Here is a 25,326-nt window from a genome sequence, read left to right as displayed (position 1 = left end):
TGGTGTCTCAGGCGGCTGGTCCGCCCACCAGTTCGCGCAGCACGTCCTCCATGGTGACCAGCCCCGCGAGCCGGCCGTCCTCGTCGAGGACGGCGGCCAGGTGCGTACGGCTGCGGCGCATCGCCGTCAGCACGTCATCGAGCGGGGTCGCGGCCCGCACCCGGGCGATCGGCCGCATCGCCGCCACGGGGAAGGGCAGGTCGCGGGAGCCGACGTCCAGCGCGTCCTTGACGTGCAGGTAGCCCAGGATGCGGCGGGTGGCGTCCACCACCGGGAAACGGGAGAAGCCGGTCCGCGCGGCCAGCCCCTCCACCTCCTCCGGTGTGGCTCCCAGCTGCACGTAGACGACCCGCTCCAACGGCATGACGACGTCCCGCACCGGGCGCCGGCCCAGCTCCAGCGCGTCGTGCAGCCGCTCGGCGGCACGGTCGTCCAGCAGACCCGCGTCTCCGGCGTCGGTCACCATGCGGGCCAGCTCGTCGTCCGAGAACGTCGCCCCGACCTCGTCCTTCGGCTCCACCCGCATCAGCCGCAGCAGCGCGTTGGCGGACGCGTTCACCGTGAAGATCACCGGACGCAGCGCGCGCGCCACCGCCACCAGGGGCGGCCCGAGGAGCAGCGCCGTGCGCACCGGTTCGGCGAGGGCGACGTTCTTCGGCACCATCTCGCCCAGCAGCATGTGGAGGTACGTGGCGACCGACAGGGCGATCACGAAGGAGATCGGGTGCACGAGGCCGTGCGGCACGCCCACCGCCTCGAACAACGGCTCCAGCAGGTGCGCGATGGCCGGTTCGGCGACGATGCCGAGGACCAGCGTGGAGAGGGTGATGCCGAGCTGCGCCGCCGCCAGCAGCGCCGACACGTGCTCCAGCCCCCACAGGACGCCGCGCGCCCGACGGTCACCGGCCTCCGCCTGCGGCTCGATCTGGCTGCGGCGAACGGAGATGAGGGCGAACTCGGCCCCCACGAAGAAGGCGTTAAGGACCAGGGTGAGCAGTCCCACCAGCAACTGGATGACGATCACCGTCCCGCCCTCCCCCCGGTGCGGCCGGTGGTCCGCGCGCCGCCCCGGCGGCCGCCGTCCCCGCCGTCCCGGCCGTCCCCGCCGTCCCGGCCGCCTCCGTCGTCCCGGCCGCCTCCGCCGTCCCGGCGGGTCCCGGCGTCCCCGGCGTCCCCGGCGGTCTCGGCGGTCCCTGCCGTCGGGGCGTGCAGCAGTACGCGCGCCGCCCGGCGCCCCGAGGCGTCGACCACGTCCAGCAGCCACCCGGCGACCTCGACGGCGTCGCCGACCTCCGGGATGCGGCCGAGCTCCGTGGCGACCAGTCCGGCGAGCGTCTCGTAAGGGCCCTCCGGCGCGTTCAGCCCCAGGGAGCGCAGCTGGTCGGTGCGCACGGCACCGTCGGCGGACCACAACGCGCGCCCGTCGGCGTCGTCCCCCGCCCGCAGCAGGTCGGGCGTCTCGTGCGGATCGTGCTCGTCGCGCACCTCGCCGACGACCTCCTCCACGATGTCCTCCATCGTCACCACGCCCGCCGTGCCGCCGTACTCGTCGATGACCACGGCCATGGTGGCCCTGCCGTACATGCGGTCGAGCAACCGGTCCACGGTGAGGCTCTCCGGCACCAGCACCGGCTCCCGCAGCAGCTCCACCACCGGTGTCCGGTGGCGCCGGTCGGCGGGCACGGCCAGGACGTCCTTGATGTGGGCCGTGCCGATGACGGTGTCCAGGACGCCCCGGTACACGGGGAAGCGGGACAGACCGGTCGCCCGGGTCGCGTTGGCCACGTCCTCGGCCGTCGCCCGCGCCTCCAGGGCGATGACCTGCACGCGGGGCGTCATGACGTTCTCGGCGGTGAGTTCCGCGAGGTTCAGCGTACGGACGAACAGCTCGGCGGTGTCCGGCTCCAGCGCGCCCTCGCGCGCCGAGTGGCGGGCCAGGGCGACCAGCTCCTGCGGGCTGCGGGCCGACGCCAGCTCCTCCGCCGGCTCCATGCCCAGCCGGCGCACGATGCGGTTCGCGGTGTTGTTCAGGTGGCTGATCAGCGGCTTGAAGGCGGCGCTGAAGATCCGCTGCGGGGTACCCACCACCTTGGCGACCCCGAGCGGGAAGGAGATGGCCCAGTTCTTCGGCACGAGCTCGCCGACGACCATCAGCACGACCGTCGACAGGGCCGTGCCGATGACCAGCGCCAGCGACGAGGCCACCGACGGGGACACACCCAGGTCGCGGAGCGGGCCGCTGATCAGACGGGCCACGGACGGCTCGGCGAGCATGCCGACGACCAGGTTGGTCACCGTGATGCCCAGCTGGGCGCCGGACAACTGGAAGGTCAGCGACCGTACGGCCCGCAGCGCCCCGGCGGCGCCACGCTCACCGCGCTCCACCGCCTCCTCCAGCGCGCCCCGCTCGACCGTCGTGAGCGAGAACTCCGCCGCGACGAACGCCCCGCACGCGAGCGCGAGCAGCAGCGCCAGGAGCAGCAGCAGCACTTCCGTCATCGGTTCACCTCCGTCCCATGATCGCCCAGAGGGCGGATCTCCGCGATGCCGGCTACGACCACTGGGAGCGTCGCCCGTGCGCGCACGTTCACACACCTTCCGCGTGTCGGGGCGGGGCGTGCGCGCGGCGTGGGCGGCCGCACGCGGTGTCCCCGGCGCCGGTCAGGGGGCGAGCGGCTTGACCCACCGGCTCCACTCCGGCTGCGGCGCGTACCCGGCAGCCCGCCAGGCGTGGTGGGCGGTGTCGTTGCGGTCCAGCACCATGGCGTCGGAACGGCGGCCGCCCAGCCGGGCGAAGCGCTCCTCGGCGGCTGCGAGCAGCGCCGTCCCGACGCCCCGCCGCCGGAGCGCCGGGCGGACGGCGAGCCGGTACAGGTGGCACCGCCAGCCGTCGAACCCGGCGATGACGGTCCCCGCGAGCACGCCGTCGGCGTCCTCGGCGAGCAGCAGTGCCTCCGGGTCGCGGGCGACGAGCCGCTCGACGCCCTCCCGGTCGTCGCTGATGCTCGTGCCCTCGGCGGCCGTCTTCCAGAAGGCCAGCACGGCGTCCAGGTCGGCGGGGGTCGCGGGGCGCACCCGCAGGCCACCCGTGCCGCCTGCGCCGCCCCCGCGGCCCGTGCCGCCTGCGCTGCCCGTGCCGTCCCCGGCGGCGTCCGTGCCGGTCCGGTCGTGCGGGGGAGGGGGCGGGGGAGTGCCGTTCATCCGAAGATCGCTCACGTGGGACATCCCACCACCGCCCGTCCGGCCGGGGCGACGGAATTTCCGCCTCCGAGGCGCGGAACCGGTTCCGTCCCGTCGGGACGCCCGCCTTCCCCTTGCGGGCGCTAGCGTCTTCGCGCTAGCGTGATGAGGTGGCGAAGACTCAGCTGAACGTACGGGTGGACGAGGCGACGGCCGAGGCCGCCCGCCGCAGGGCGCAGCAGCGGGGGGTCAGTGTGAACCGGTACATCGAGGAGCTCGTCCAGCGCGACGTGGGCGAGACGGGCCGCACCTTCGTGGACGCGGCGGCCGACTTCATGAAGCAGTACGAGTCGGTGTTCGCCGAGGAGTTCCGCGGCGAACCGGCGCTCGGGCCCGCACCCCGGCCGGAGGGCGGTCGGTGAGGGCGTCCGCGCACGCATGAACCTCTCCATCGACCTCGCCTGGCTGCTGATGGTCGCCGAGCAGAAGGCCCCCAACGACCCCCAGGTCGTCGACTGGGGCGCCCTCGTGGCCGCCGTCGGTCGGCACGACGCGGAGATCTTCGGCATGCCCGTGTACGACGACCCGCACGTCCGGGCCGCCGCCCTCCTCCAACTACTGCTGCACGTCCCGGCGTTGGAACACTCCAACGCGCTGTTCGCGTCGGCGGTCGCGTACGGCTACCTCGTCGCGGCGGGGCTGCGCGTGACGACCTCGCCGGAACGGGTCAGGGACCTGGCGCGGCTCGTCAAGGGCAGGGGCGCGGACATCCGTGACATCGCGGCCGAACTGGAACGCTGGACCCTCTGACCGGTCGGCCGCTGAGTACCCGCGGCCCGGCGGCTGAGTACGCCACCGGATGTCCCCGGCCCCGCCCGGCCGGTCGAATGGGCCCATGAACCGCGCACCCGTCCGCCGCCCCGCACCGGGGCAGCTCGTCGCGCTCGGCACGGCCCTCGCCGGAGCGCTCCTGCCGCTCGCCCTCGGCGTCCTGTTCGCCAAGGCGATGGCCGCCGACCCGATGACCCCGGTCAACGCCCTCATCACCAACGGCGGCCGCGCCCACGTCACCCCGGCGCAGCTGCGCGGCCACGGGCGTGGCCGGCTCAGGCGCCGCCGCCCGACGCGTACGGCCGGCGCGCCACACCCAGCACACACGGCGACGACGGCAGTGGAACACCCCGTTCCGGCAGGCGGAGCCGCCGGAATGCGACGATCTCGAATCCTGCCGCGGCGATCGCGTCCAGCGGGTCCCGCGCCGTGTGACAGCCACCGAACAGGCGCGGCCACACCGTGAGGTCGAGGCCGCGCTGCACCATCGGAGCCACCCGGCCCCGCGCGCGGCCGTGTTCGAAGAAGCGCAGCTCACCCCCGGGCTTGAGGACCCGCCACACCTCGGCCAGCGACCGCCGCACGTCCCGCACGCTGCACAGCACCAGCGACGCCACCGCCGCGTCGAACGCCTCGCTCCGCACCGGCAGCGCCTCCGCCGTCCCGGGCACCACGTCCACCGGCACCCCGGCGCGCAGCCCCGCCTCGACGGCGAGCCGCCGCAGCACCCGCTCCGGTTCGACCGCGACCACCTCGGAGACGGCGGCGGGATAGTGCGGGAAGTTCAACCCGTTGCCGGCGCCGATTTCGACGACCCGGCCGGACAACCCGTCCAGCAACTCCCGACGCAGCGGCCCCACGCCGGCCCCGGTCTCGGCCCGCACGCTGAGGCGGGCGTAGAAGCGGGCGAACCAGGGGTGGTGCACGGCGTCCGGACCGGCCTCGCTCCTGCTCTCGGTCATCACGGTTCCTCCTCCGGCAGCGTGTCCGCCCGCGCCCGGGACCGCCCGTTCGACGCCCGGGGAGCCCGGGACGTCCGGCGGGAGGGGCGCGCACAGCGATCGATACCCGACCCGAGAGGACCCGACCCGGTCGGCCCCGACCCGCCCCGATCGGACCTGTACCGATCGGCCGAACCGCCCCGGCCCCCCGACCTGACGCGGCCCGCACCCGCTCCCCGCACGCGCGCGGAGCTGGTCAGTCGCCCACGAAACAGAACTCGTTGCCCTCGGGGTCGCGCAGGACCTGGAAGCACCCCTGCTCGTCCCGGACGATTCCGCCGACCCGCTCGGCGCCCCGCGCCACCGCGGCGTCGGCGGCCCCGGCCACGTCCCTCGCGTCCAGGTCGAGGTGGAGCCGGTTCTTCACCGCCTTGCCCTCCGGCACACGCTGGAACGCCACCCGCACGAACCCCGGCGGATCGACGTACGACCAGTCCGCCGCCCGGTCCACCGGCTCCCCGCCGAGCAGTCCGGCCCAGAACCTCGCCTGCGCGGCCGGGTCCGCGCAGTCGAAGACGATCTCGTTCACTGTCACGCGCATACCGGCCAGCGTAGGCGCCCCAGGCCCTCCTCGGGGCGTCCACGACCGTCCGTCAGGCGTGCGCGCGGGTGAACGCCGCCGCGTCCCAGTCGCCGCCCAGCGCCGGGGCCAGCCACGTCGGCGCGGCCGCGCGGAAGGCGGCGGGCGCCAGCGCCCCGGCGCCCTGGGGGACCACGCCCAGCAGCGGGGCGCCCGCCGAGGCGGGCAGGTCGGCCAGGTTGCACCGCTCGGCCAGACCGGGCGCCTGGGGCCAACTGCCCACCACCACCCCCGCCTGGGCGATGCCCCGCGCCCGCAACGCCTCCCCGGTCAGCGCCGCCAGGTTCAGCGTGCCGAGCCCGGCGGCGGCCACGACCAGCACGGGCGCGCCCAGCAGCCGCGCCGCGTCCGCCAGCGTGGCGCCCTCCCCGTCGTACCGCACCAGCAGACCGCCCGCGCCCTCGACGAGCACCAGATCGTGCCCGGCGGCGAGCTCCTCGGCGGCGGCGGCCACCGCGGCGGGGCGCACCGGCGCCATGCCGGCGCGCCGGGCCGCGGTCTCCGGTGCCAGCGGCTCGGGGAACCGGGCCAGTTCCCGGCCCGTCACCCCGTCCCCGGCCAGCCGTACGACCTCGTCGGCGTCGCCCGGCTCACCCGGCGCGACGCCCGTCTGGGCGGGCTTCAGCACGGCCACCGAACGGCCCGCCGCCCGTGCCGCCGCGGCGACGGCGGCCGTCACGACCGTCTTGCCGATCTCCGTACCGGTACCGCTCACCACCAGGACCGCCATGTCACCCCTCCCTCGCGGCGGCGACCACCGCGCCGCAGATCCGTGCCACGTCCTCGTCTCCCGTGACGTACGGCGGCATCACGTACACCAGGTCGCGGAAGGGGCGCAGCCACACGCCCTCCCGCACGGCCGCGGCGGTGGCCGCGGCCACGTCCACCGGGTGGTCCAGCTGGACCACGCCGATCGCCCCGAGCACCCGCACGTCCCGGACGCCCGGCACCTCCCGCGCGGGGGCGAGGCCCTCGACGAGTCCCGCCTCGATCCGTTTGACCTCCTGTGCCCAGTCCTGGCCCAGCAGCAGGTCGATCGAGGCGCACGCCACCGCCGAGGCGAGCGGGTTGCCCATGAAGGTGGGGCCGTGCGCGAGCACCGGCACGTCACCGCGCGAGATCCCGTCCGCCACCCTCGGGGTGCACAGGGTGGCCGCCATGGAGAGGTACCCGCCGGTCAGCGCCTTGCCCAGGCACATCACGTCCGGCGTGACCCCCGCGTGCTCGGCCGCGAACAGCCGGCCCGTGCGGCCGAAGCCCGTGGCGATCTCGTCGAACACCAGCAGCACGTCGTGCGCGTCGCACGCCTCGCGCAGGTCCCGCAGGTAGTCGGGGGAGTGGAAGCGCATCCCGCCCGCGCCCTGCACCACCGGCTCGACGATCACCGCGGCCAGTTCGTCCGCGTGCCGGGCGATCAGGGCGCGCAGCTCCCTCGCGTACCCCTCCTCGTACGCGACCGGGGGCGGCGGGGCGAAGACCTGCCGCTGCAGGACCCCGGACCACAGGTCGTGCATCCCGCCCTGGGGGTCGCAGACCGACATCGGCTGCCAGGTGTCCCCGTGGTAGCCGCCCCGCCAGGTCAGCAGCCGCCGCTTGGCCGGGCGGCCGGTCGACCGCCAGTACTGGAGGCACATCTTCACGGCGACCTCGACGGAGACCGATCCCGAGTCGCTGAGGAAGACGTGCCGCAGCGGCTCGGGGGTGATCTCCACGAGGCGGGCGGCGAGGCGGACGGCAGGCTCGTGGGTGAGCCCGCCGAACATCACGTGGCTCATCCGGTCGAGCTGGCCGCGCACCGCCTCGTTGAGCACCGGGTGGTTGTAGCCGTGCACCGCCGACCACCAGGACGACATGCCGTCGACCAGCTCCGACCGTCCCTGCGCCGGCTCGGCGAGCCGCAGCCGCACCCCGGACGCCGACTCCACCACGAGCGGGTCGTCGCGGCCGGGCATGGGGCCGTACGGGTGCCAGACGTGCTCCCGGTCCAGGGCGAGCAGCTCGCCCGGGGTGTGGCGGGGCTCAGGCATTGGGCGCGAGGTCGGTGCCGGCGCCGCGGCGGCGCACCGCCACCAGGTCGGGGCGTGCCGCCGTCGCGGCCCCCTCCCCGCCGTCCCCACCGGTCGGGGCCGTCCCGTCGGCCGGCCCGTCCCCGGCGGCCGGGGCGCTCGCCGTGGTCGCCGGGCCCGCGGCCGTGGACCCGCACACGCCGCCGCCGGCGTCGTCCGAGCCGCAGCCGCCGCCCGTACCGCAGCCCCGCGCCGCCGCGTCCGCGCGGTGCTCCGGCAGCGTCGTCGTCTCCGCGCCCTCCACCTCGAAGCCCGCGTCGGCGATCATCTCCAGGTCCGAGGCGCCGGCCTGGCCCTCGCTGGTCAGGTAGTCGCCGAGGAAGATGGAGTTGGCCAGGTGCAGGGCGAGCGGCTGGAGCGTGCGCAGGTGCACCTCCCGCCCGCCGGCGAGCCGGACCTCGACGTCCGGGCAGACGAAGCGGACCATCGCCAGGATGCGCAGCGCCCGCTGCGGGGTGAGGTTCCACTCCTTGGCCAGCGGCGTCCCCTCGAAGGGGATGAGGAAGTTCACCGGCACCGAGTCCGGGTCCAGCGCGCGCAGCGCGAAGACCACGTCGACCAGGTCCTCGTCGCTCTCGCCCATGCCCGCGATCAGGCCCGAGCAGGCCGACAGGCCCGCGGCGTGGGCCTTCTGCACCGTGTCGACCCGGTCCGCGTAGGTGTGGGTCGTCGTGATCTCGCCGTACGTGCCCTCGGAGGTGTTGAGGTTGTGGTTGTAGGCGTCGGCGCCCGCCGACCGCAGCCGCTCCGCCTGGCCGTCGGAGAGGAGGCCGAGGCACGCGCAGACCTCGACGTCCTCGTTCTCCTCCTTGATGGCCTCGATCGTCTTCGACACCCGGTCCACGTCCCGGTCCGTGGGCCCCCGGCCGCTGGCGACGAGGCAGACCCGCTTGGCGCCGCCCGCGATGCCCGCGGCGGCGGCCTTGGAGGCGTCCTCCGGCTTCAGCCAGGTGTACTTGAGGATGTCGGCCTTCGACCCGAGCCGCTGCGAGCAGTACGAGCAGTCCTCGGGGCACAGCCCCGACTTCAGGTTGACCAGGTAGTTGAGCTTCACCCGCCGCCCGAACCAGTGGCGCCGCACCTTCCCGGCCGCGGCCACCACGTCCAGCAGCTCGTCGTCGGAGGTCGCCAGCACGGCGAGCGCCTCTCCACGGGTCGGCAGCTCCCGCCGCAGCCCCTTGTCCACCAGCGTGTTCAACAGGTCCATGGCGCTGATCCTGGCCTACGGCACGCCCCGCGGCCAAGGAGGAAGCCGACAACGGAGCCGGTCTGGGGTGTGTGGATGACCACACTCTGACCACGGCTGTTCTTCGTTAGGGTCTGTGCGCTGCCTACAAAGGGGACCCACTCATGCCGATGGACGTGCCCGGTGACGCCGCCGAGCCCCAGGCCCCGTTCGACTGGACCGGCGCCGAGGCGCGCCGCCGGGCCGACGCCGGCCTCGTCCGCACGCTGCGCCCCCGTCCCGCCGAGGCGGAGGCCCTGGACCTCGCGGGCAACGACTACCTCGGGCTGACCCGCCACCCGGACGTGACCGGGGCCGCCGCCGGGGCCGTCCGCCGCTGGGGCGCCGGCGCGACCGGCTCCCGCCTCGTCACCGGCTCGACCGAGCTGCACGCCACCCTGGAACGGGAGCTCGCCGCCTTCTGCGGCTTCGAGGCGGCGCTGGTCTTCTCCTCCGGGTACGCCGCCAACCTGGCCGCGCTCACCGCGCTCACCGCGCGCGGGTCGCTCATCGTCTCCGACGCCGGCAACCACGCGTCGATCGTCGACGGCTGCCGGCTCTCCCGTGCCGACACCGAGGTCGTGCCGCACGCCGACCCCGACGCCGTGCGCAAGACCCTCGCCGCCCACCCCGGGCGGCGGGCGCTCGTGGTCAGCGACTCCGTGTTCTCCGTCGACGGCGACGCGGCCCCGCTCGCCGCGCTCGCCGCCGCCTGCCGGCCACACGGCGCGGCCCTCGTCGTGGACGACGCCCACGGCCTCGGCGTCCTCGGTGCGGGCGGACGCGGCGCCCTGCACGCCGCGGGCCTGGCGGGCGCGCCCGACGTGGTCGCCACGGCCACCCTCTCCAAGTCCCTGGGCAGCCAGGGCGGCGCCGTCCTCGGCCCGGCCCGGGTCGTCGACCACCTGGTGAACGCCGCCCGGACCTTCATCTTCGACACCGGGCTCGCCCCGGCCGCGGCCGGCGCCGCCCTGGCGAGCCTGCGCCTGCTGCGCGACCGGCCCGAGCTGGCCGACCGGGTCCGCGCGGTGGCGGCGGCGCTCCACGGGCGGCTCACCGCCGCGGGTCTGTCGGCGGTACGGCCGGACGCCGCGGTGGTGTCGGTACGGGCACCCTCGGCGGCGGAGGCCGTGCGCTGGGCCGCGGACTGCCGCGCCGAGGGGCTGGCGGTCGGCTGCTTCCGGCCCCCGTCCGTACCGGACGGGGTGTCGCGGCTGCGGCTCACGGCCCGGGCGGACCTGACGGAGGAGCAGATCGCGTGGGCGGTGGCCACGGTGGTGCGTACCGCCCCGCCCGCCGCGGCGGACCTCGGCTGACCGGCCGTCAACCGGGCGTGGACCCGCCGGTCCGTCCCGCGAATCCGCTCTCCCGTCGCAGGGTTCACCGCATCGAGCGACAGATATCTCCCTATCCCGGTGGATCCCTCCCCCCGCGGCGACAGGAGTGGCAGTCTGGCGCGAAGCGTAATCCGAGGCCGGTCTGACCTGAAATCCACGACATGTCGGAGTCGGGCCTCGGTGGGAAAGGGACAGCGTCGCCATGGCAGACCATCAAGAAGCGTCCGTCACTCTGCCGAGCGATCCCGCCTCGGTCTCCGAGGCCCGGAGGTACGTGTCCGACGTGCTCACCCAGTGGGGGCTCCCCGACGACGCCGACGCCGCGGACACCGTCCGGCTGATCGTCTCCGAACTGGCCACCAACGCCGTGCAGCACACGTTCGGCCAGTCACCGACCTTCACCGTCGACCTCAGGCTCGACCGGGACGAGCGGCTGCGCATCGGGGTGACGGACAGCCACCCGCGCTGGCCGCAGCGGCTCCCCGCGGCCGTCCAGCAGGACAACGGCCGCGGCATGGTCATCGTCCGCTGGCTGACCGCCGAGTGCGGCGGTCGCCTGTCGGTGACGCCGACCGACGAGGGCGGCAAGACGGTGTGGATCGCCCTGCCCTGGACGGCGCCGGTCCAGGGCTGACCCCGAGCGCCCCCGGCTCCCGGCGGAAGGCCCCGGCCGGGGGCGGCCCTCCGCCGCGCGAGGCTCCGGCCCGTACGAACGGGCCCGTCGCGGGAAGCCCCCGGCTCCCGGCGGAAGCCCCCGGCGGGGGACGTCCTCCGCCGCGCGAGGCGCCGAGCCGGCACGAGGGTCCCGCCGCGGAAGGCCCCCGGCCGGCGGGTGCCGGCCGTGCCGACCGCGGACCCCGGCGCCGCGGCCCGCGGTACGGGGACGCCGGCCCGGCCGCCGCCCGGCCCCCGCACCGCGGATCACGCGGCACCCGCGCCGTGGCGTGCCGTCAGCGCACGCGTCCGTAGGAGACCGATCCCGTCCAGATCCGGTCGAGCTTCACCCACGAACCGGACTTGGGGGAGTGCCAGATCTTGTTCTTCCCGGCGTAGATGCCGACGTGGTACACGCCGCCGCGGCCGTGGAAGAAGACCAGGTCGCCCTTGCGCCGCTCCGAACGCCCGATGCGGCGCGTCTTGTTGTACTGGGCCTGCGCGGTCCGGGGCAGCTTCTTCCCGGCGCGCTTGTACGAGTAGAGCGTCAGCCCCGAGCAGTCGAAGCGGTGCGGGCCGATCGCGCCCCACTGGTAGGGGGCGCCCCGCTTGGACGCGGCGACGTTCAGCGCCTTGCCGGCGGCGGCCGGAGCGGCGTGCGCGTCCGGCACCGCGCCGGGCGCGAGCATCGTGCCGCCGACCGCGGCCAGGGTGAGGGCCGACAACGCCCGGGTGACCCGGGTGATCCGGACGGGCATCGAGTGGGTGGGGGAGGGGGCCGGGGAGGACAGCCCGACCGGAGCGGGTGCGGTGTCGGAGGGCTGGACCGGGACCTGATTCTGCGCGGACAATGCAGTACCCTTCGTCAACCCGCCTGTGAAGGATTGCCTGTCGGGTTCGGACAGGACGAAGATGCCCGGCCGCTGACGCGGCTTCACCCCAAGGGGGACCGGCCCGCACCGCGTGCGGTGGCCTCCCGTACTGCTCGGGTCCTCCACTCCTGCCGATCCACTGGTGTCGACCAGGCGTCCGGACGGCGGCAGGACTCGGCGTCCGTCCGGACCGCCCCGCCGGGGTGGCGGGGGCTTGTCGTCGAGACGGATCTTTCCCGCCGGACCCCGGATTCCCGAGGTCCGACGAGCCTGTGTGAGCCTCGTCACGACTGATCCGAACGGGTGGACACGGCCCGTTCCGCGCCCGCGGGCGGTGCGTTGCCGACCCCCGCACCTGCGGTGGAGGGCCCGTGGGCCGAGCGCCACGTACACGCGGTCCGCAACTCGTCCGGGACGAAGTTCCCCCCTTTGCCTCAACCGAACGGCCGAGGGGTCTTCCTCCGAGTGGGTCCGAAACCGGTCAGTCGCAACGATCGTGAGGCAGCGTCACGCGTTCGGTGCGCCGCTCACCGTCCAGCGCACGCAGCGCACGCGCCAGGGTCCGCGCGTGCACCTCGGCCTCGCCCCTGCCGTGCATCAGCGTCAGTGCCGCGCGCAGCGCTTCCGCCCCCGCGACCAGCGCCTGGGCGGCCCGCAGTGCGCCGTAGGTGTGCGCGGCCCGGGCGGGGTTGAGCCGTCCCAGCTGGTCGACGACGTCGAGGTAGGCGTCCACGTAGGCGCCTTCGGCGCGGGTCAGCGCGGGCAGGGGCGGGGGCTCCGGAGGGCGCACGGTCAGCTCCGGCGGCCGGGGACGACGTGGTCCACCAGTCCGTGCGCCCGTGCGCCGGTCGCGTCGAGCACCAGGTCCCGGTCGAGGTCCGCCTCGACGAGGTCGCGGTCGCGGCCGGTGTGCCGGACCAGCAGCCCGGTGAAGAACTCGCGGTGTCGCAGCACCTCGTGGGCGTGGACCTCCAGGTCCGAGGGGCGGCCCCGCAGCGGCTCGTCGAGCGCCGGCTGCCGCAGGACGACCCGGGCACCCGGGAGCGCCGCGCGCTTGCCCGGCGCACCGGCGGCGAGCAGCAGCGCGGCCGTGGACGCGGCCTGACCGACGCAGGTGGTGGCCACGTCGCAGGCGATGACCTGCATGGCGTCGTAGACCGCGGTCATGGCGTCGAGCGGGCCGCCGGGGGAGTTGATGTAGAGCGAGACGTCCTGGTCCGGGGCGGCGTACTCCAGGTGGACGAGCTGGGCGATCACGTCGTTGGCCGTGGTGGCGTCGAGCGGCGCGCCGACGAGGACGATCCGCCCCTCGAGGAGCTTCGCGTACGGGTCGAGCGTGCGGGTCCCCCAGGCGGTCCGCTCGGTGAACTCGGGGAGCACGTGGCGCGAGGTCGGGTCCATGGGCGTCTCCATCGCTAAAAAATGTACAGGATGTACAGGAGGTTAGAATGGGAGCATGACCTACGAGATTCCGGTGACGCAAGCGCGGGCGGAGCTCGCCGACCTGATCAACCGCGTCGTCTACGGCGGCGAGCGGGTCGTCGTGACCCGCCACGGCAAGCCCCTCGTCGCCCTCGTCTCCGCCGCTGACCTCGAACGACTGGAGGCGGACCGGGATTCCGCGCCGGAGTCGGTCGCCGGCTCGGTGGTGGAGCTCGGGAACGCGCCGTCCGCTCCCCGCGAACACCGTCGCTTCGGCATCGCCGCGGAGCACCGGCCCCACGGCGGCTGACGGCCCCCTGCCGCGCACACGCGAAGGCCGCGCGCCCCCCGCCCGATGGGCAGGGGGCGCGCGGCCGTCCACGCGTGGGGTCAGCCGACGGGTGCCGGCTCCGGCGTGGCCGCGCCGGGCGCCGGGCGCCCGCCCGGTCCGGCCGGGGCTCGGCGCGCGCCCAGGAGGACCAGCGCCAGCCCGAGCAACGCCCACACGACCAGCGTGATCAGCGGCGCCGCGGCCTCCGCCCCGTCGAAGAACGCCACGGAGCGCAGCAGGGACGCCCCCGCCCCCGGCGGCAGCAGCTGACCCAGCGTCCCCACCGGCTCGGGCAGCATCTCCGGCGCGCTCGTCACCCCGGAGAAGGGGTTGCCCAGCAGCACCATCAGGACGGCGCCGATCCCTATCCCGGGCGGGCCGATCAGCGCCGCGAACCCGGCCACCGCGGAGCCCGTGGCCAGGACGGTCAGCCCGAGCACGCCGGCCTCGGCGAGCCAGGGCCCGTCGATCGTGCCGAGCCAGCTGTCGGTGATCGCGGCCGCCACCAGGCCCACCAGGGCCGAGGCTCCGACGAGGGCGGTCGCCGCGCGCCAGCCCCGCAGTCCCAGCAGCGTCACCACGGCGCCGGCGGCGAGACCGGCCAGGGCGAGCGGGAGGATGCTCGCGATCATGCCGCTGCCGCGCGGGTCGCCGCTCGGGGAGGGCACCACGTCGGTGACCTTCACCCGGCCGTCCGGGCTCTGGGCCGCGGCCGCCTGCTGGAGCAGCTGCGCCGCGGCGGGGCCCGCGGCCGAGGCCACGAGGACCTCCGGGCCGGCGGGGCCGGCGACCACCGCGCCGTACACGGAGCGGTCCTCGATCGCCGCGCGGGCGGCGTCGGCGTCGGCGTAGCGGTGCAGCTCGAATGCGCCGCCCCCCTGCCGGAAGCCCTTCTCCAGTTGGGTGACGGCGGTCTCCGGGCCGGCCACGCCGACGGGGAGGTCGCGCGGGGCGACGCGGGCGGCGGGCCAGACGAACGCCCAGACGGCGAGCGCGGCGAACACCGGGACGAGCACCATCGCCGCGGTCATGCGGCGCTGGGGCGTGGCGGACATGGGGTGCCTCCAGGGCGTACCAGGGAAAGAGAAGGATCGTTCGTTTTACTGCCCTCAATTTCCCGCCGCGGGGGCCTTCTTGTCAAGAATGAACGTTCGTTTTACCCTTTTGATCATGGCTCGTGTATCCCAGGAACACCTCGACGCCCGGCGCCGCCAGATCCTCAACGGCGCCGCGCGCTGCTTCGCGCGCAACGGCTTCCACGCCACGTCGATGCAGGACGTGCTCCGCGAGGCCGACCTGTCCGCCGGAGCCGTCTACCGGTACTTCCGCGGCAAGGAGCAGCTCATCGAGGCCATCGTCACCGAGGTGCTCGACGCGATCCGCGACACCTTCGAGTCGGCCGCGGCCCAGACCCCGCCGCCCCCGCCAGACGTCCTCGTCGGCCGGGTCATGACGGAGGTCCTCACCGAGCGCTCCGGTCTGCCGTACGAGGGGGAGGAGAGCCTGCCCCGCCTCATGATCCAGGTGTGGACCGAGACCCTCCGCAACGACCGGCTCTCCGCCACCATGCGGCAGGGGTACTCCCGCGTCCACGAGGCGTGGGTCGGCGTGGTCGAGGCCTACCAGGCGTCCGGGCTCATGCGTGACGACGTGCCCGCCGAGCACGTGGCCCGCACGCTGATCGCCGCGGCCCAGGGATTCGCCGCCCAGCAGGCCCTCTTCGGCGCGGCCCCCGTGTCGGTGCTCCAGGACGGGCTGCGGGGGCTGATGTCCATGGGCCGGCAAAAGGCTGGTTAACGCGCCGGAAAGACTTCTGCGAGAGATGGAAATAAATCCCTGTCACAGTCGTCCCCGCAGGTCAACAAGGTGTTGAAGCCGGATAGTGTCCCGCTGTGCCCGGGACGCCGCCGGGCGGGAACTGTGAGGTGGAGCCGTGCGACTGACCCCCCATGAACAAGAGCGCCTGCTCCTCCACGTGGCCGCCGACGTGGCCGCGAAGCGCCGGGCCCGCGGCGTGCGCCTCAACCACCCCGAGGCTGTCGCGCTGATCACCACGCACGTCCTGGAGGGCGCCCGGGACGGCCGCACCGTCTCCGAACTCATGGCGTCCGGCCGGAAGGTCCTCAGCCGCGACGACGTCATGGACGGCATCGCCGAGATGATCCGCGACGTGCAGGTCGAGGCGACCTTCCCGGACGGCACCAAGCTCGTCACCGTCCACGACCCCATCGTCTGAGGGGCCGCCGTGACACCCGGAGAGATCCTGTACGCGGACGAGCCCGTCGCCGTCAACGAGGGCCGCCCCGTCACCCGCCTCACCGTGCTGAACGCCGCCGACCGCCCGGTCCAGGTGGGTTCCCACTACCACTTCGCCGAGGCCAACCCCGGGCTGCGCTTCGACCGCGCCGCCGCACACGGCCTGCGGCTCCACGTCCCCGCCGGCACGGCCGTCCGCTTCGAACCCGGCGTCCCCGTCGACGTCGACCTCGTCCCCCTCGCCGGCGCGCGGATCGTCCCCGGGCTGCGCGGCGCGACCGGAGGTGCCCTCGATGGCTGACCCCCGCCCCCTCCTGCTCGACCGCGCCGTCCACGCCGACCTCTACGGCCCCACGACCGGCGACCGCGTCCGCCTCGCCGACACCGACCTGCTCGTCGAGATCGAGGAGGACCGCTGCGGCGGACCCGGCCGGGCCGGGGACGAGGCCGTCTTCGGCGGCGGCAAGGTCATCCGCGAGTCCATGGGGCAGTCCCGCCTCACCCGCGCCGAGGGCGCGCCCGACACCGTCATCACCGGCGCCGTCGTCCTCGACCACTGGGGCGTCGTCAAGGCCGACGTCGGCATCCGCGACGGCCGCGTCACCGGGATCGGCAAGGCCGGCAACCCCGACACCATGGACGGCGTCCACCCCGACCTGGTCATCGGCCCCGAGACGGAGATCATCGCCGGCAACGGCAGGATCCTCACCGCCGGGGCCGTCGACGCCCACGTCCACTTCATCTCACCCACCCTCGTGCACCAGGCCCTCGCCTCCGGGATCACCACCCTCGTCGGCGGGGGCACCGGACCCGCCGAGGGCAGCAAGGCCACCACCGTCACCCCCGGCCCCTGGCACCTCGCCCGCATGCTGGAGGCCCTGGACGGCTTCCCCGTCAACATCGGCCTCCTCGGCAAGGGCAACACCCTGTCCCGCGAAGCGCTCCACTCCCAACTGCGCGCCGGAGCCCTCGGATTCAAGATCCACGAGGACTGGGGCGCCACCCCCGCCGCCATCGACGCCTGCCTGGGCGTGTGCGAGGAGACCGGCGCCCAGCTGGCCATCCACACCGACACCCTCAACGAGGCCGGCTTCGTCGGCGACACCCTCGCCGCCATCGCCGGGCGCACCATCCACGCGTACCACACCGAGGGCGCGGGCGGCGGCCACGCCCCGGACATCATCACCGTCGTCTCCGAGCCGTACGTCCTGCCCAGCTCCACCAACCCGACCCGCCCGCACACCGTCAACACCGTCGAGGAGCACCTCGACATGCTGATGGTCTGCCACCACCTCAACCCGGCCGTCCCCGAGGACCTCGCCTTCGCCGAGTCCCGCATCCGGCCCACCACCATCGCCGCCGAGGACGTCCTGCACGACCTCGGCGCCATCTCGATCATCTCGTCCGACTCCCAGGCCATGGGCCGCATCGGCGAGGTCGTCACCCGGACCTGGCAGACCGCGCACGTCATGAAGCGCCGCCGCGGCGCCCTCCCCGGCGACGGCCGGGCCGACAACCACCGCGCCCGCCGCTACGTCGCCAAGTACACGATCAACCCGGCCGTCGCGCAGGGCATCGACCACGAGACCGGCTCCGTCGAGACGGGCAAGCTCGCCGACCTCGTCCTGTGGGAACCGGCCTTCTTCGGCGTCAAGCCGCTGCTCGTCCTCAAGGGCGGCCAGATCGCCTACGCCCAGATGGGCGACGCCAACGCCTCCATCCCCACCCCCCAGCCCGTCCTGCCCCGCCCCATGTTCGGCGCCCACGGCCGCGCGCCCGCCGCCAACTCCGTCAACTTCGTCGCACCCGCCGCCCTGGAGGACGGACTGCCCGACCGGCTCGGCCTCGGCAAGCGGTTCGCCGCCATCACCAGCACCCGCGGCGTCACCAAGGCGGACATGCGCGAGAACGCCACCACGCCCCGCGTCGAGGTCGACCCCGACACCTTCACCGTCACCATCGACGGCGACCCGGTCGAACCCGCCCCCGCCACGGAACTCCCCATGGCCCAGCGCTACTTCCTCTTCTGAAGCGGGCGTACGCCATGAGCCGATCCGCACTCCTCGTCCTCGCCGACGGGCGGTTCCCCGCGGGCGGGCACGCCCACTCCGGCGGTGCCGAGGCCGCCGTCAAGGCCGGCCGCCTGCGCGACGCCGCCGACTTGGAGCACTTCTGCCGGGGCCGCCTGCACACCACGGGCCTCACCACGGCCGGCCTCGCGGCCGCGGCGGCCCTCGGGCACGACGCCGCCGCGCTGGACGCCGCCGCCGACGCCCGCACCCCCTCACCGGCCCTCCGGGCCGCGGCGCGGCGCCTCGGACGGCAACTCCTGCGCGCCGCCCGCGCCGCCTGGCCCGACGCCGGACTCGACGCGCTGGCCCGCGACTTCCCCCGCGGCGCCCACCAGCCCGTCGTCCTCGGCACCGCCGCCCGCGCCGCCGGGCTCGGACCCGAGGACGCCGCCCACTGCGCCGCGTACGAGACGGTCAGCGGGCCGGCCACCGCCGCCGTGCGGCTGCTCGGCCTCGACCCGTTCCTCGCCACCGCCGTCCTGGCCCGGCTCGCCGGGGACACGGACCGCGTGGCCGCCCGCGCCGCCGCGGCCGCGCGGGAGGGCGTCGACGCGCTCCCCGCGGCCTCCGCGCCGCTGCTCGACATCACGGCGGAGCAGCACGCGGCCTGGCCCGTACGCCTCTTCGCCTCCTGACACCCGCACACCCCTTCGGAACACCCATGGGAGCCGCACCGTGCACCTGACCCACACCCACGACGACACCGGCCCCGGCGCCCTCAGCGCCGACGTGACCCGCCCGGACGGCACGCGCCGGGCGTTGCGCATCGGTCTGGGGGGTCCGGTCGGGTCGGGCAAGACGGCGACGGTCGCGGCGCTGTGCCGTGCGCTGCGGGAGGAGTTGTCCCTGGCGGTGGTGACGAATGACATCTACACGCGGGAAGACGCGGAGTTCCTGTTGCGGGAGGCGGTGTTGCCGCCGGAGCGGATCGCGGCGGTGGAGACCGGTGCCTGTCCGCACACGGCGATCCGTGACGACATCTCCGCCAATCTCGAAGCGGTGGAGGACTTGGAGGACGCGGTCGGGCCGCTGGATCTGATCCTGGTGGAGTCCGGTGGGGACAACCTCACGGCGACGTTCTCCAAGGGGCTGGTCGACGCGCAGGTCTTCGTCATCGACGTGGCGGGTGGTGACGACATCCCCCGCAAGGGCGGGCCCGGTGTCACCACTGCCGACCTCCTCGTCGTCAACAAGACCGACCTGGCCCCCTACGTCGGCTCCGACCTCGACCGGATGGCCCGCGACGCCCGCGCACAGCGCGGCGACCTGCCCGTCGCCTTCACCTCGCTGACCGCCGAGGACGGCGTCGCCCCGGTCGTCGACTGGGTCCGGGAGCGGCTCGCCGCGTGGACGTCGACCCCCGTCGCGTGAGCGTCCGCGCCACCGCCCGGATCGTCGCCCGGGCGGGCGGGGCGCTCCCCGTCCTGGAGAGCGACGGCCCGCTCGCCGTACGCCGCACCCGCGCCCGGGAAGCCGGCACCGCGCGGGTCACCGTCGTCGGCGCCATGAGCGCGCCGCTCGGCGGCGACCGGCTCGCCCTGGAGGCCCGCGCGGGCGACGGCGCCCACCTCACCGTCGACGCGGCGGCGGCGACGGTGTCACTGCCCGGCCCCACCGGCGCGACCGCCCACTACGACGTGCACCTCGCCGCCGGTGAGCGGGCCCGGCTGGTGTGGCTCCCCGAGCAGCTGATCGCCGCGAAAGGCTCGTCGCTCCGGATGCGCACGACGGTCGAGCTCTCCGCGACGGCCTGCCTCGTCCTGCGCGAGGAGCAGGTGCTCGGCCGCACCGACGAGGAACCGGGCACCCTCCTCACCCGCCTCACCGTGCACCGGGCCGGGCGACCCCTCCTCGACCAGGAGCTCGCCTGCGGCCCGGGCGCCCCCGGCGGCTGGGACGGCCCCGCCGTCCTGGCGGGGCACCGGGCGGTGGGGCAACTCCTCGTCGTCGACGGGGCGTTCGAGGCGGAACCGGTGGTACCGCGACAGCTGGGCGCGACGGCCGTCCTCACCCCGCTGACCGGTCCGGCCGCACTGGTCACCGCCCTGGCCCCCGACGCCCGCGCCCTGCGCCGGGTCCTGGACAAGGCCCTCGCCGGCCTCACGCGCGACGACGGGTAGCGCGTCAGCCGTCCTGCCTGCGCGCGGCCTCCGGCCCGGTCGCCGCGGCGCCGGGCCCGGCGGTGGCGGCCTCCGCCCCGGTCGCCGTCACCCCCGGTTCGCCCGTCGAGGCCCGCGGCTCGCTCGCCGTCCCGCCCGGCCCGGCCGCCGTCGCGCCCGGACCGGAGCGCCGGCGAGCGGCGCGGAGCCCGGTCGGCCGCTCCCGCGCCGCCGCGGCCTTCACGTCCGCCGCGTAGTCGTCCACGTACTCCTGGCCCGACAGCTCCAGGATCCGGTACATGATCTCGTCCGTCACCGCGCGGACGACGGTCCTGTCGTTCTCCATGCCCGCGTACCGGGAGAAGTCCAGCGGCTCGCCGAAGCGGACCGTCACCCGCCGGATCCTCGGGACGACCTTGCCGGGCGGCTGGATCTCGAACGTGCCGACCATCGCGCAGGGCACCACCGGGACGCCCGCCCTCAGCGCCATCACCGCGACGCCCACCTTGCCCTTGTACAGCCGGCCGTCGTGGGAGCGGGTTCCCTCCGGGTAGATGCCCAGCAGCTCACCCCGGTCCAGCACCCCGAGCCCCTCCCGGATCGCGGCCTGCCCGGCCTCCTTGCCCGAGCGGTCGACGGGGATCTGCCCGGCGCTGCGAAAGAACGCGGCGGTCAGCCGCCCCTTCAGACCCGGCCCCGTGAAGTACTCCTGCTTCGCCAGGAAGGTGATGCGGCGCTTCAGCACCGCCGGCATCAGGAAGTGGTCGGAGAACGACAGGTGGTTGCCCGCCACGATGGCCGCACCCGTCTCCGGCACATGTTCCAACCCCTCGGTCCTCGGCCGGAACAGCAGCCGCAGCAGCGGCCCGAGGAGCACGTACTTGAGCACGTAATAGAACACGGTCCTGCTCCCTACTGCGGCCACGACCGCGGCGGAAAGGTTTCCTCCTCTGCATCTTCCCGGCCCGCCCGGTTCCTCTCATCCGTACGCGTACTCAATGGCCGACCGCACCACCCCGTTCGGCGCAGCACCGCCCCGGACACGTGCCGGGGGGGCGGGGGGGGGGGGCCCCCCCCCCCCCCCCCCGGGGGGGGGGGGGGGCCCCCCCCCCCCCCCCGCCCCCCCGGGTCCTTCGGTGCGTGCCTCCCCGCGCCGCCCGGGCGCGGGTCACCTCAGCGGTGGGTGACGTCCGACGACGTCACCGGTACGTGACGTCCGACGCGGCGTACCGGCAGAAGCTGCCGTCCGGGCCCTTGCCCAGCTGCTTCGGCTCCTTGCCGCTGCTGTTGCCCTGGTAGTGGGCGCACGGCTGGAGCTTGCGGCCCTTGTCCCCGTGGATGCGGACGTTGCGCAGCGTCGCCGTGTCGCCGTAGTTGGAGTTGATGCCCACCAGCTGCTTGCCGGGGGCGGTCGCGTCCACCCCGTCGAGCACGATCGTCCGCTTGTACTGCTTGGAGCAGTTGCCGCAGCTGCGGACCAGCTTGCCGAAGTCGGAGACCTGGAAGCCGCTGATCCGCAGGGTGCCCGCGCCGTTGAACTGGAAGACCTTGTCGGACGCCTTCCGCGCGCCGCCGCCCTCGACCCGGTAGACCGCGGAGGCGGACTTGCCCTTGAAGGACGCGGCGTCCTCGCCGACGTCCTCCCACCAGACGTTCTGCAGCGTGCAGCTGCCCAGGCAGTGGACGCCGTCCCCGGCGGGGGCGCCGATCACGACGTTCTTGAGGACCGCGCCGTCCTTCAGCGTGAACAGCGGCGCCTGGTTCTCGCCCTGCCCGCCGTCGCCCAGCGCGCCGCTGCCGCGGAAGCGCTGCAGCTTGCCGTCGTACGTGCCGCCGAACGTGATCGTCTTGGTGACGGGCACGTTCTCCTTCGGCGCGGGCCAGGCGGAAGCGGCGCCCGCGGGGCTCAGCAGACCCGTCCCGGCGAGCGCGGCGCCGGTGAGGCCGAGCGCGGCGGCCCCGCCGACGAGCGCGCGGCGGCGGGTGAGCGTACGGCGGTGCCGGGCGCGCGGCTGTGTGGTCGAACTCATGTGATTCCTCTGCTGGGGGGTACGTGCACCCGGTGGTCGCCGCCGCCACCGGATGGGTTGCCGCCCGTGAGGAAGAGAAAATCGGCCCGTCGCTCAGCCGTCGCGGGTCGCGACCATCCCGAGCGTCACCAGGCCCAGCACGATCCAGGCGAACCACAGCCAGCCGCTGCTGCCCAGCCCGACCGTGTACGCCGTGATCAGCACCAGGGCGCCCACCGTGAGCGTCCCCATGGTCTTGGTTCCGGACATGGCGCCCTCCTCCAGGCCCGCGGGCCTGCTGCCATGGTCGCCCCGCAGGGCCCCCCGGCGCCACCGGCCGGCTCCCCGGCTCTACCGGCCGCGCACCTGGAGGGAGGCGAGGTAGGCGTTGTACGCGGCGAGCTCCTTGTCACCGTCCCGGTCGGCGGCCCGGTCGGCGCGCTTCGCCACCCGCTGCTCGGACCGGTACCACTGGTACAGCAGCGCGACCAGCACGACCACGGACGGGATCTCACTGAACGCCCACGCGATGCCACCGGCGGCGTTCTGGTCGGCCAGGGCGTCGATGCCGAGCGAGGCCGGCGGGTTCGCGTACGTGCCGACCATCGGCTCCGAGCCCATCATCAGCGCGATGCCGAAGAAGGCGTGGAAGGGCATGCCCGCGAACAGCTCCAGCATCCGCATGACGTAGCCGGGGCGGTGCGGGCCCGGGTCCACGCCCATGATCGGCCAGAAGAAGACCACGCCCACCGCGAGGAAGTGCACCATCATCACGATGTGCCCGGTCGTGGACCCCATGAGGAAGTCGAAGACCGGGGTGAAGTACAGCGCGTACAGGCTCGCGATGAAGAGCGGGATCGTGAAGGCGGGGTGCGTGATCACCCGCATGTACCGGCTGTGCAGCAGCCACAGCAGCAGCTCGCGCGGTCCCTTGCCGCGGCCGCGGCCCGCGACCGGCAGCGCCCGCAGCGCGAGGGTGACCGGGGCGCCGAGGAGCAGCAGGATCGGCGACAGCATGCTGATCACCATGTGCTGCACCATGTGGACGCTGAACATGACCATGCCGTAGTCGTTCAGCCCGGTGCACATCACCAGCGCCACCGAGAGCACACCGAGCGTGAAGAAGACGACGCGGCCGACCGGCCAGGCGTCACCGCGCCGCCGCAGCCGCAGCACGCCCCAGCCGTACAGGGCCAGCGCCAGCAGGCAGCCGACCAGGAAGAACGTGTCCGGCGAGTACGCGAGCCCCCGCTCCAGCGTGAACGGCGGCAGGTCCGACGTCATGCCGTGCCCGTGATCCATCCGGCGGCTCCTGGTTCGTGCTGGCTTGTCCGCTTGCGGCACCAGACTAGAACCGCCCCCGGTCGCGTCGGCGACCGGGGGCGGCTTCACGGCGGCGTCGGGTCAGAGGACGGTCTCCGCCTCCGCGTACCGCTCGGTGGGGACGGTCTTGAGGGTCTCGACGGCCTCCGCGAGCGGCACCATGACGATGTCCGTGCCGCGCAGCGCGGTCAGCATGCCGAACTCCCGGCGGTGCGCCGCCTCCACCGCGTGCCAGCCGAAGCGCGTCGCGAGGACGCGGTCGTACGCGGTGGGCGTGCCGCCGCGCTGGACGTGGCCGAGGATCACCGGGCGGGCCTCCTTGCCGAGGCGCCGCTCCAGCTCGGTCGACAGCTGCCGCGCGATGCCCGCGAACCGCTCGTGCCCGTAGATGTCCTTGCCGCCCTCGTCGAAGTCCATGGAGCCGGCCCGCGGCTTGGCGCCCTCGGCGGCGACGACGATCGCGAACCGCTTGCCGGCCGCGAAACGGGCGCCGACGCGGGCGGTCAGCTCGTCGATGTCGAACGGCCGCTCCGGTACGACGATGGCGTGCGCGCCGGCCGCCATGCCGGAGTGCAGCGCGATCCACCCCGTGTGCCGGCCCATGACCTCGACGATGAGCACGCGCTGGTGCGACTCCGCCGTCGTCTTCAGCCGGTCCAGCGCCTCGGTGGCCACGCCGACGGCCGTGTCGAAACCGAAGGTGACGTCCGTCGAGGCGATGTCGTTGTCGATCGTCTTGGGGACGCCGACTATGGGCAGCCCCGCCTCGGAGAGCAGGTTCGCGGCCTTCAGGGTGCCCTCGCCGCCGATCGGGATGATTGCGTCGAGGCCGAGGTCGGCGACGTGCCCCTTCGCCCGCTCCACCCCGTCCACGAGGTGCGCCGGCTGGACCCGGGAGGAACCGAGGATCGTGCCGCCCTGGGCGAGGATGCCGCCCACCGCGTCGAGGTCGAGCTTGCGGTAGTCGGCTTCGAGCAGACCCTTCCACCCGTCGTGGAATCCGATGACCTCGTCACCGTGGTCGACGACGGCGCGGTGCACGACGGAACGGATGACTGCGTTCAGACCGGGGCAGTCGCCGCCGGAGGTGAGCACACCAATGCGCATAGCCCGAAATACCTTTGCAACGTGGGCCGACTCCCGGACCACGTCGTCCGGCCTGGATCACCGCCACCCTACCGGCGAGGGGCGGGGCAGCCGAACCGGACGTCCGACCCGTGGACGGACTTCGGAGGAACAGACGAAGACGTACGCGCGGGGGCGGCCGCCGCCCGCTCACGGGTCGTGCGGCCGCCCCGGGGCGTCCTCGGCCGGGCGTCCCCGGCCGGCGGTCAGGCCGGCTGGCTGGCCGCCGCGATGCGCTCGGCGCGCAGCGCCTCGTACCACCGGTCGTCGGTCGGCGGCAGCGCGTTCACGTCCAGGGCCAGCTTCAGCAGCAGGTCGGCGATCTGCGGGTTGCGGGCCATGACGGGGCCGTGCATGTACGTACCGAAGACGGTGTCGTTGTACGCGCCCTCCGTGCCGTCGCCCGTGCCGTTGCCCTTGCCGAAGACGGTGCGCGCGAAGGGGCGCGCCGTCGGGCCGAGGTGCGTGACGCCCTGGTGGTTCTCGAAGCCGGTCAGCTGCGGCAGGCCCAGGCGCGGGTCGATGTCGGCGAGCACGTCGCCGACGCAGCGCTCGCCCTCGCCGCGCGTGGAGACCACGTCGATCAGGCCGAGGCCCGGCTCCCGCTCGCCGAGGTCGTTGATGAACTCGTGGCCGAGGATCTGGTACCCGGCGCAGACCGAGAAGATGATCGCGCCGTTCTCGGCGGCGCGGCTCAGACCGCCGTCGCGCCGCAGCCGCTCGGCGGCCAGCCGCTGGGGCCGGTCCTCGCCGCCGCCGATCAGGTAGATGTCACCGGAGGTCGGCACCGGCTGGTCGCTGCGGACGTCCACGCGCTGCACGTCCAGGCCGCGCTGCCGGGCGCGGCGCTCGACGACGAGGGCGTTGCCCTGGTCGCCGTAGGTGCTGAGCAGGTCGGGGTAGACCCACACCAGACGCAGGCTGCTGTCGCTCATGCTCTCTC

29 protein-coding genes and 1 pseudogene are annotated in these 25,326 nt (G+C 74.6%); 12 read left to right on the top strand and 18 right to left on the bottom strand.

The genetic code is table 11. The features are described from left to right. Positions 1-7 precede the first annotated feature (7 nt). From ACF053_RS26715 to ACF053_RS26705, 3 genes are all read right to left on the bottom strand, one after another. The gene (locus ACF053_RS26715) at positions 8-1,024 is read right to left on the bottom strand and encodes a hemolysin family protein (RefSeq protein WP_391956323.1); all 1,017 of its coding nucleotides are present in this window, start codon (positions 1,022-1,024) and stop codon (positions 8-10) included. Continuing rightward, positions 1,021-2,499, bottom strand: coding sequence for a hemolysin family protein (locus ACF053_RS26710; protein WP_391956322.1), 1,479 nt, complete (start codon positions 2,497-2,499; stop codon positions 1,021-1,023). Before ACF053_RS26710 ends, ACF053_RS26715 begins: the two co-directional genes overlap by 4 nt. A gap of 162 nt (positions 2,500-2,661) precedes the next feature. Beyond that, positions 2,662-3,081: a GNAT family N-acetyltransferase gene (locus ACF053_RS26705; protein ID WP_391956394.1), complete on the bottom strand. Its 420-nt coding sequence runs from the start codon at positions 3,079-3,081 to the stop codon at positions 2,662-2,664. Positions 3,082-3,350: 269 nt separating this feature from the next. Here ACF053_RS26705 and ACF053_RS26700 point away from each other — a divergent pair, with 269 nt between their 5' ends. Together ACF053_RS26700 and ACF053_RS26695 are read left to right on the top strand one after the other, a co-directional pair. Further along, positions 3,351-3,602: a toxin-antitoxin system HicB family antitoxin gene (locus ACF053_RS26700; RefSeq protein ID WP_391956321.1), complete on the top strand. Its 252-nt coding sequence runs from the start codon at positions 3,351-3,353 to the stop codon at positions 3,600-3,602. 16 nt (positions 3,603-3,618) lie between these two features. Then, positions 3,619-3,990 carry a fic family toxin-antitoxin system, toxin component gene (locus tag ACF053_RS26695; protein ID WP_391956320.1) on the top strand — a complete coding sequence of 124 codons (372 nt, stop codon included), beginning with the start codon at positions 3,619-3,621 and terminating at the stop codon, positions 3,988-3,990. A gap of 296 nt (positions 3,991-4,286) precedes the next feature. Here the strand turns inward: ACF053_RS26695 and ACF053_RS26690 are convergent, their stop codons facing one another. The 5 genes from ACF053_RS26690 to bioB all read right to left on the bottom strand — a co-directional run bounded on the left by ACF053_RS26690 (position 4,287) and on the right by bioB (position 8,865). Further along, positions 4,287-4,973, bottom strand: coding sequence for a class I SAM-dependent methyltransferase (locus ACF053_RS26690; RefSeq protein ID WP_391956319.1), 687 nt, complete (start codon positions 4,971-4,973; stop codon positions 4,287-4,289). Positions 4,974-5,208: 235 nt separating this feature from the next. Continuing rightward, entirely contained in the window at positions 5,209-5,553 is a 345-nt protein-coding gene (locus ACF053_RS26685) for a VOC family protein (RefSeq protein ID WP_391956318.1), read from the bottom strand. Positions 5,554-5,605: 52 nt separating this feature from the next. Next, a complete protein-coding gene (gene bioD, locus ACF053_RS26680) occupies positions 5,606-6,322 on the bottom strand; it encodes a dethiobiotin synthase (RefSeq protein WP_391956317.1) in 717 nt (238 codons plus the stop codon). 1 nt (position 6,323) lies between these two features. Then, a complete protein-coding gene (locus ACF053_RS26675; RefSeq protein WP_391956316.1) occupies positions 6,324-7,619 on the bottom strand; it encodes an adenosylmethionine--8-amino-7-oxononanoate transaminase in 1,296 nt (431 codons plus the stop codon). Next, positions 7,612-8,865, bottom strand: a complete 1,254-nt coding sequence (gene bioB, locus ACF053_RS26670; RefSeq protein WP_391956315.1) for a biotin synthase BioB — start codon at positions 8,863-8,865, stop codon at positions 7,612-7,614. The genes ACF053_RS26675 and bioB overlap by 8 nt, the downstream gene beginning before the upstream one ends. 143 nt (positions 8,866-9,008) lie before the next feature. Between bioB and ACF053_RS26665 the strand changes: the two genes are divergently transcribed. Next, complete coding sequence (locus ACF053_RS26665; RefSeq protein ID WP_391956314.1) at positions 9,009-10,199, top strand: 8-amino-7-oxononanoate synthase; 1,191 nt, start codon at positions 9,009-9,011, stop codon at positions 10,197-10,199. Between the two features lie 223 nt (positions 10,200-10,422). Further along, positions 10,423-10,854 (top strand): ATP-binding protein, encoded by a 432-nt coding sequence (locus ACF053_RS26660; RefSeq protein WP_391956313.1) that lies wholly within the window; start codon positions 10,423-10,425, stop codon positions 10,852-10,854. A gap of 316 nt (positions 10,855-11,170) precedes the next feature. Here ACF053_RS26660 and ACF053_RS26655 read toward each other — a convergent pair whose 3' ends face one another. The 3 genes from ACF053_RS26655 to ACF053_RS26645 all read right to left on the bottom strand — a co-directional run bounded on the left by ACF053_RS26655 (position 11,171) and on the right by ACF053_RS26645 (position 13,159). Then, positions 11,171-11,632, bottom strand: coding sequence for a C40 family peptidase (locus tag ACF053_RS26655; RefSeq protein ID WP_391956393.1), 462 nt, complete (start codon positions 11,630-11,632; stop codon positions 11,171-11,173). A 595-nt stretch (positions 11,633-12,227) separates the two neighbouring features. Then, positions 12,228-12,536: a hypothetical protein gene (locus ACF053_RS26650; RefSeq protein WP_391956312.1), complete on the bottom strand. Its 309-nt coding sequence runs from the start codon at positions 12,534-12,536 to the stop codon at positions 12,228-12,230. Positions 12,537-12,538: 2 nt separating this feature from the next. Beyond that, positions 12,539-13,159, bottom strand: coding sequence for an ATP-dependent Clp protease proteolytic subunit (locus ACF053_RS26645; protein ID WP_391956311.1), 621 nt, complete (start codon positions 13,157-13,159; stop codon positions 12,539-12,541). Between the two features lie 43 nt (positions 13,160-13,202). On the opposite strand from ACF053_RS26645, the gene ACF053_RS26640 reads away from it, so the two are divergent. Beyond that, a complete protein-coding gene (locus tag ACF053_RS26640) occupies positions 13,203-13,478 on the top strand; it encodes a type II toxin-antitoxin system Phd/YefM family antitoxin (RefSeq protein WP_058941286.1) in 276 nt (91 codons plus the stop codon). Positions 13,479-13,558: 80 nt separating this feature from the next. Here ACF053_RS26640 and ACF053_RS26635 read toward each other — a convergent pair whose 3' ends face one another. After that, positions 13,559-14,554, bottom strand: coding sequence for an ABC transporter permease (locus ACF053_RS26635; RefSeq protein WP_391956310.1), 996 nt, complete (start codon positions 14,552-14,554; stop codon positions 13,559-13,561). Positions 14,555-14,669: 115 nt separating this feature from the next. Here ACF053_RS26635 and ACF053_RS26630 point away from each other — a divergent pair, with 115 nt between their 5' ends. The 7 genes from ACF053_RS26630 to ACF053_RS26600 all read left to right on the top strand — a co-directional run bounded on the left by ACF053_RS26630 (position 14,670) and on the right by ACF053_RS26600 (position 19,947). Beyond that, on the top strand, positions 14,670-15,296 hold the full coding sequence (locus tag ACF053_RS26630; RefSeq protein ID WP_058941288.1) for a TetR/AcrR family transcriptional regulator: 627 nt from the start codon (positions 14,670-14,672) through the stop codon (positions 15,294-15,296). Positions 15,297-15,432: 136 nt separating this feature from the next. Further along, positions 15,433-15,735, top strand: a complete 303-nt coding sequence (locus ACF053_RS26625) for an urease subunit gamma (protein ID WP_058941289.1) — start codon at positions 15,433-15,435, stop codon at positions 15,733-15,735. Between the two features lie 9 nt (positions 15,736-15,744). Further along, positions 15,745-16,056 (top strand): urease subunit beta, encoded by a 312-nt coding sequence (locus tag ACF053_RS26620; protein WP_058941290.1) that lies wholly within the window; start codon positions 15,745-15,747, stop codon positions 16,054-16,056. Continuing rightward, positions 16,049-17,785 (top strand): urease subunit alpha, encoded by a 1,737-nt coding sequence (locus ACF053_RS26615; RefSeq protein WP_391956309.1) that lies wholly within the window; start codon positions 16,049-16,051, stop codon positions 17,783-17,785. Before ACF053_RS26620 ends, ACF053_RS26615 begins: the two co-directional genes overlap by 8 nt. A gap of 14 nt (positions 17,786-17,799) precedes the next feature. Then, complete coding sequence (locus ACF053_RS26610) at positions 17,800-18,462, top strand: urease accessory protein UreF (protein ID WP_391956308.1); 663 nt, start codon at positions 17,800-17,802, stop codon at positions 18,460-18,462. Positions 18,463-18,502: 40 nt separating this feature from the next. Beyond that, on the top strand, positions 18,503-19,198 hold the full coding sequence (gene ureG, locus ACF053_RS26605) for an urease accessory protein UreG (RefSeq protein ID WP_391956307.1): 696 nt from the start codon (positions 18,503-18,505) through the stop codon (positions 19,196-19,198). Next, positions 19,195-19,947 (top strand): urease accessory protein UreD, encoded by a 753-nt coding sequence (locus ACF053_RS26600; RefSeq protein ID WP_391956392.1) that lies wholly within the window; start codon positions 19,195-19,197, stop codon positions 19,945-19,947. Before ureG ends, ACF053_RS26600 begins: the two co-directional genes overlap by 4 nt. Before the next feature lie 178 nt (positions 19,948-20,125). Here the strand turns inward: ACF053_RS26600 and ACF053_RS26595 are convergent. The 6 genes and pseudogenes from ACF053_RS26595 to ACF053_RS26570 all read right to left on the bottom strand — a co-directional run. Continuing rightward, positions 20,126-20,827 (bottom strand): annotated as a pseudogene (locus ACF053_RS26595) (lysophospholipid acyltransferase family protein); the annotation flags it as partial. 298 nt (positions 20,828-21,125) lie between these two features. Then, positions 21,126-21,956 carry a pectate lyase gene (locus ACF053_RS26590; RefSeq protein ID WP_391956306.1) on the bottom strand — a complete coding sequence of 277 codons (831 nt, stop codon included), beginning with the start codon at positions 21,954-21,956 and terminating at the stop codon, positions 21,126-21,128. Between the two features lie 93 nt (positions 21,957-22,049). Then, positions 22,050-22,205, bottom strand: a complete 156-nt coding sequence (locus ACF053_RS26585; protein ID WP_198549427.1) for a hypothetical protein — start codon at positions 22,203-22,205, stop codon at positions 22,050-22,052. Between the two features lie 81 nt (positions 22,206-22,286). After that, positions 22,287-23,237, bottom strand: coding sequence for a cytochrome c oxidase assembly protein (locus tag ACF053_RS26580; RefSeq protein WP_058944122.1), 951 nt, complete (start codon positions 23,235-23,237; stop codon positions 22,287-22,289). A gap of 102 nt (positions 23,238-23,339) precedes the next feature. Next, positions 23,340-24,365 carry a 6-phosphofructokinase gene (locus ACF053_RS26575; RefSeq protein ID WP_391956305.1) on the bottom strand — a complete coding sequence of 342 codons (1,026 nt, stop codon included), beginning with the start codon at positions 24,363-24,365 and terminating at the stop codon, positions 23,340-23,342. Positions 24,366-24,589: 224 nt separating this feature from the next. Further along, a complete protein-coding gene (locus ACF053_RS26570) occupies positions 24,590-25,318 on the bottom strand; it encodes a type 1 glutamine amidotransferase (RefSeq protein WP_058944124.1) in 729 nt (242 codons plus the stop codon). Positions 25,319-25,326: the final 8 nt, after the last annotated feature.

This window comes from Streptomyces kanasensis (assembly GCF_043077165.1).
In the GTDB taxonomy this organism is placed as follows: Bacteria; Actinomycetota; Actinomycetes; order Streptomycetales; family Streptomycetaceae; genus Streptomyces; species Streptomyces changanensis.
This window is presented reverse-complemented; position numbering and strand designations above follow the sequence as displayed.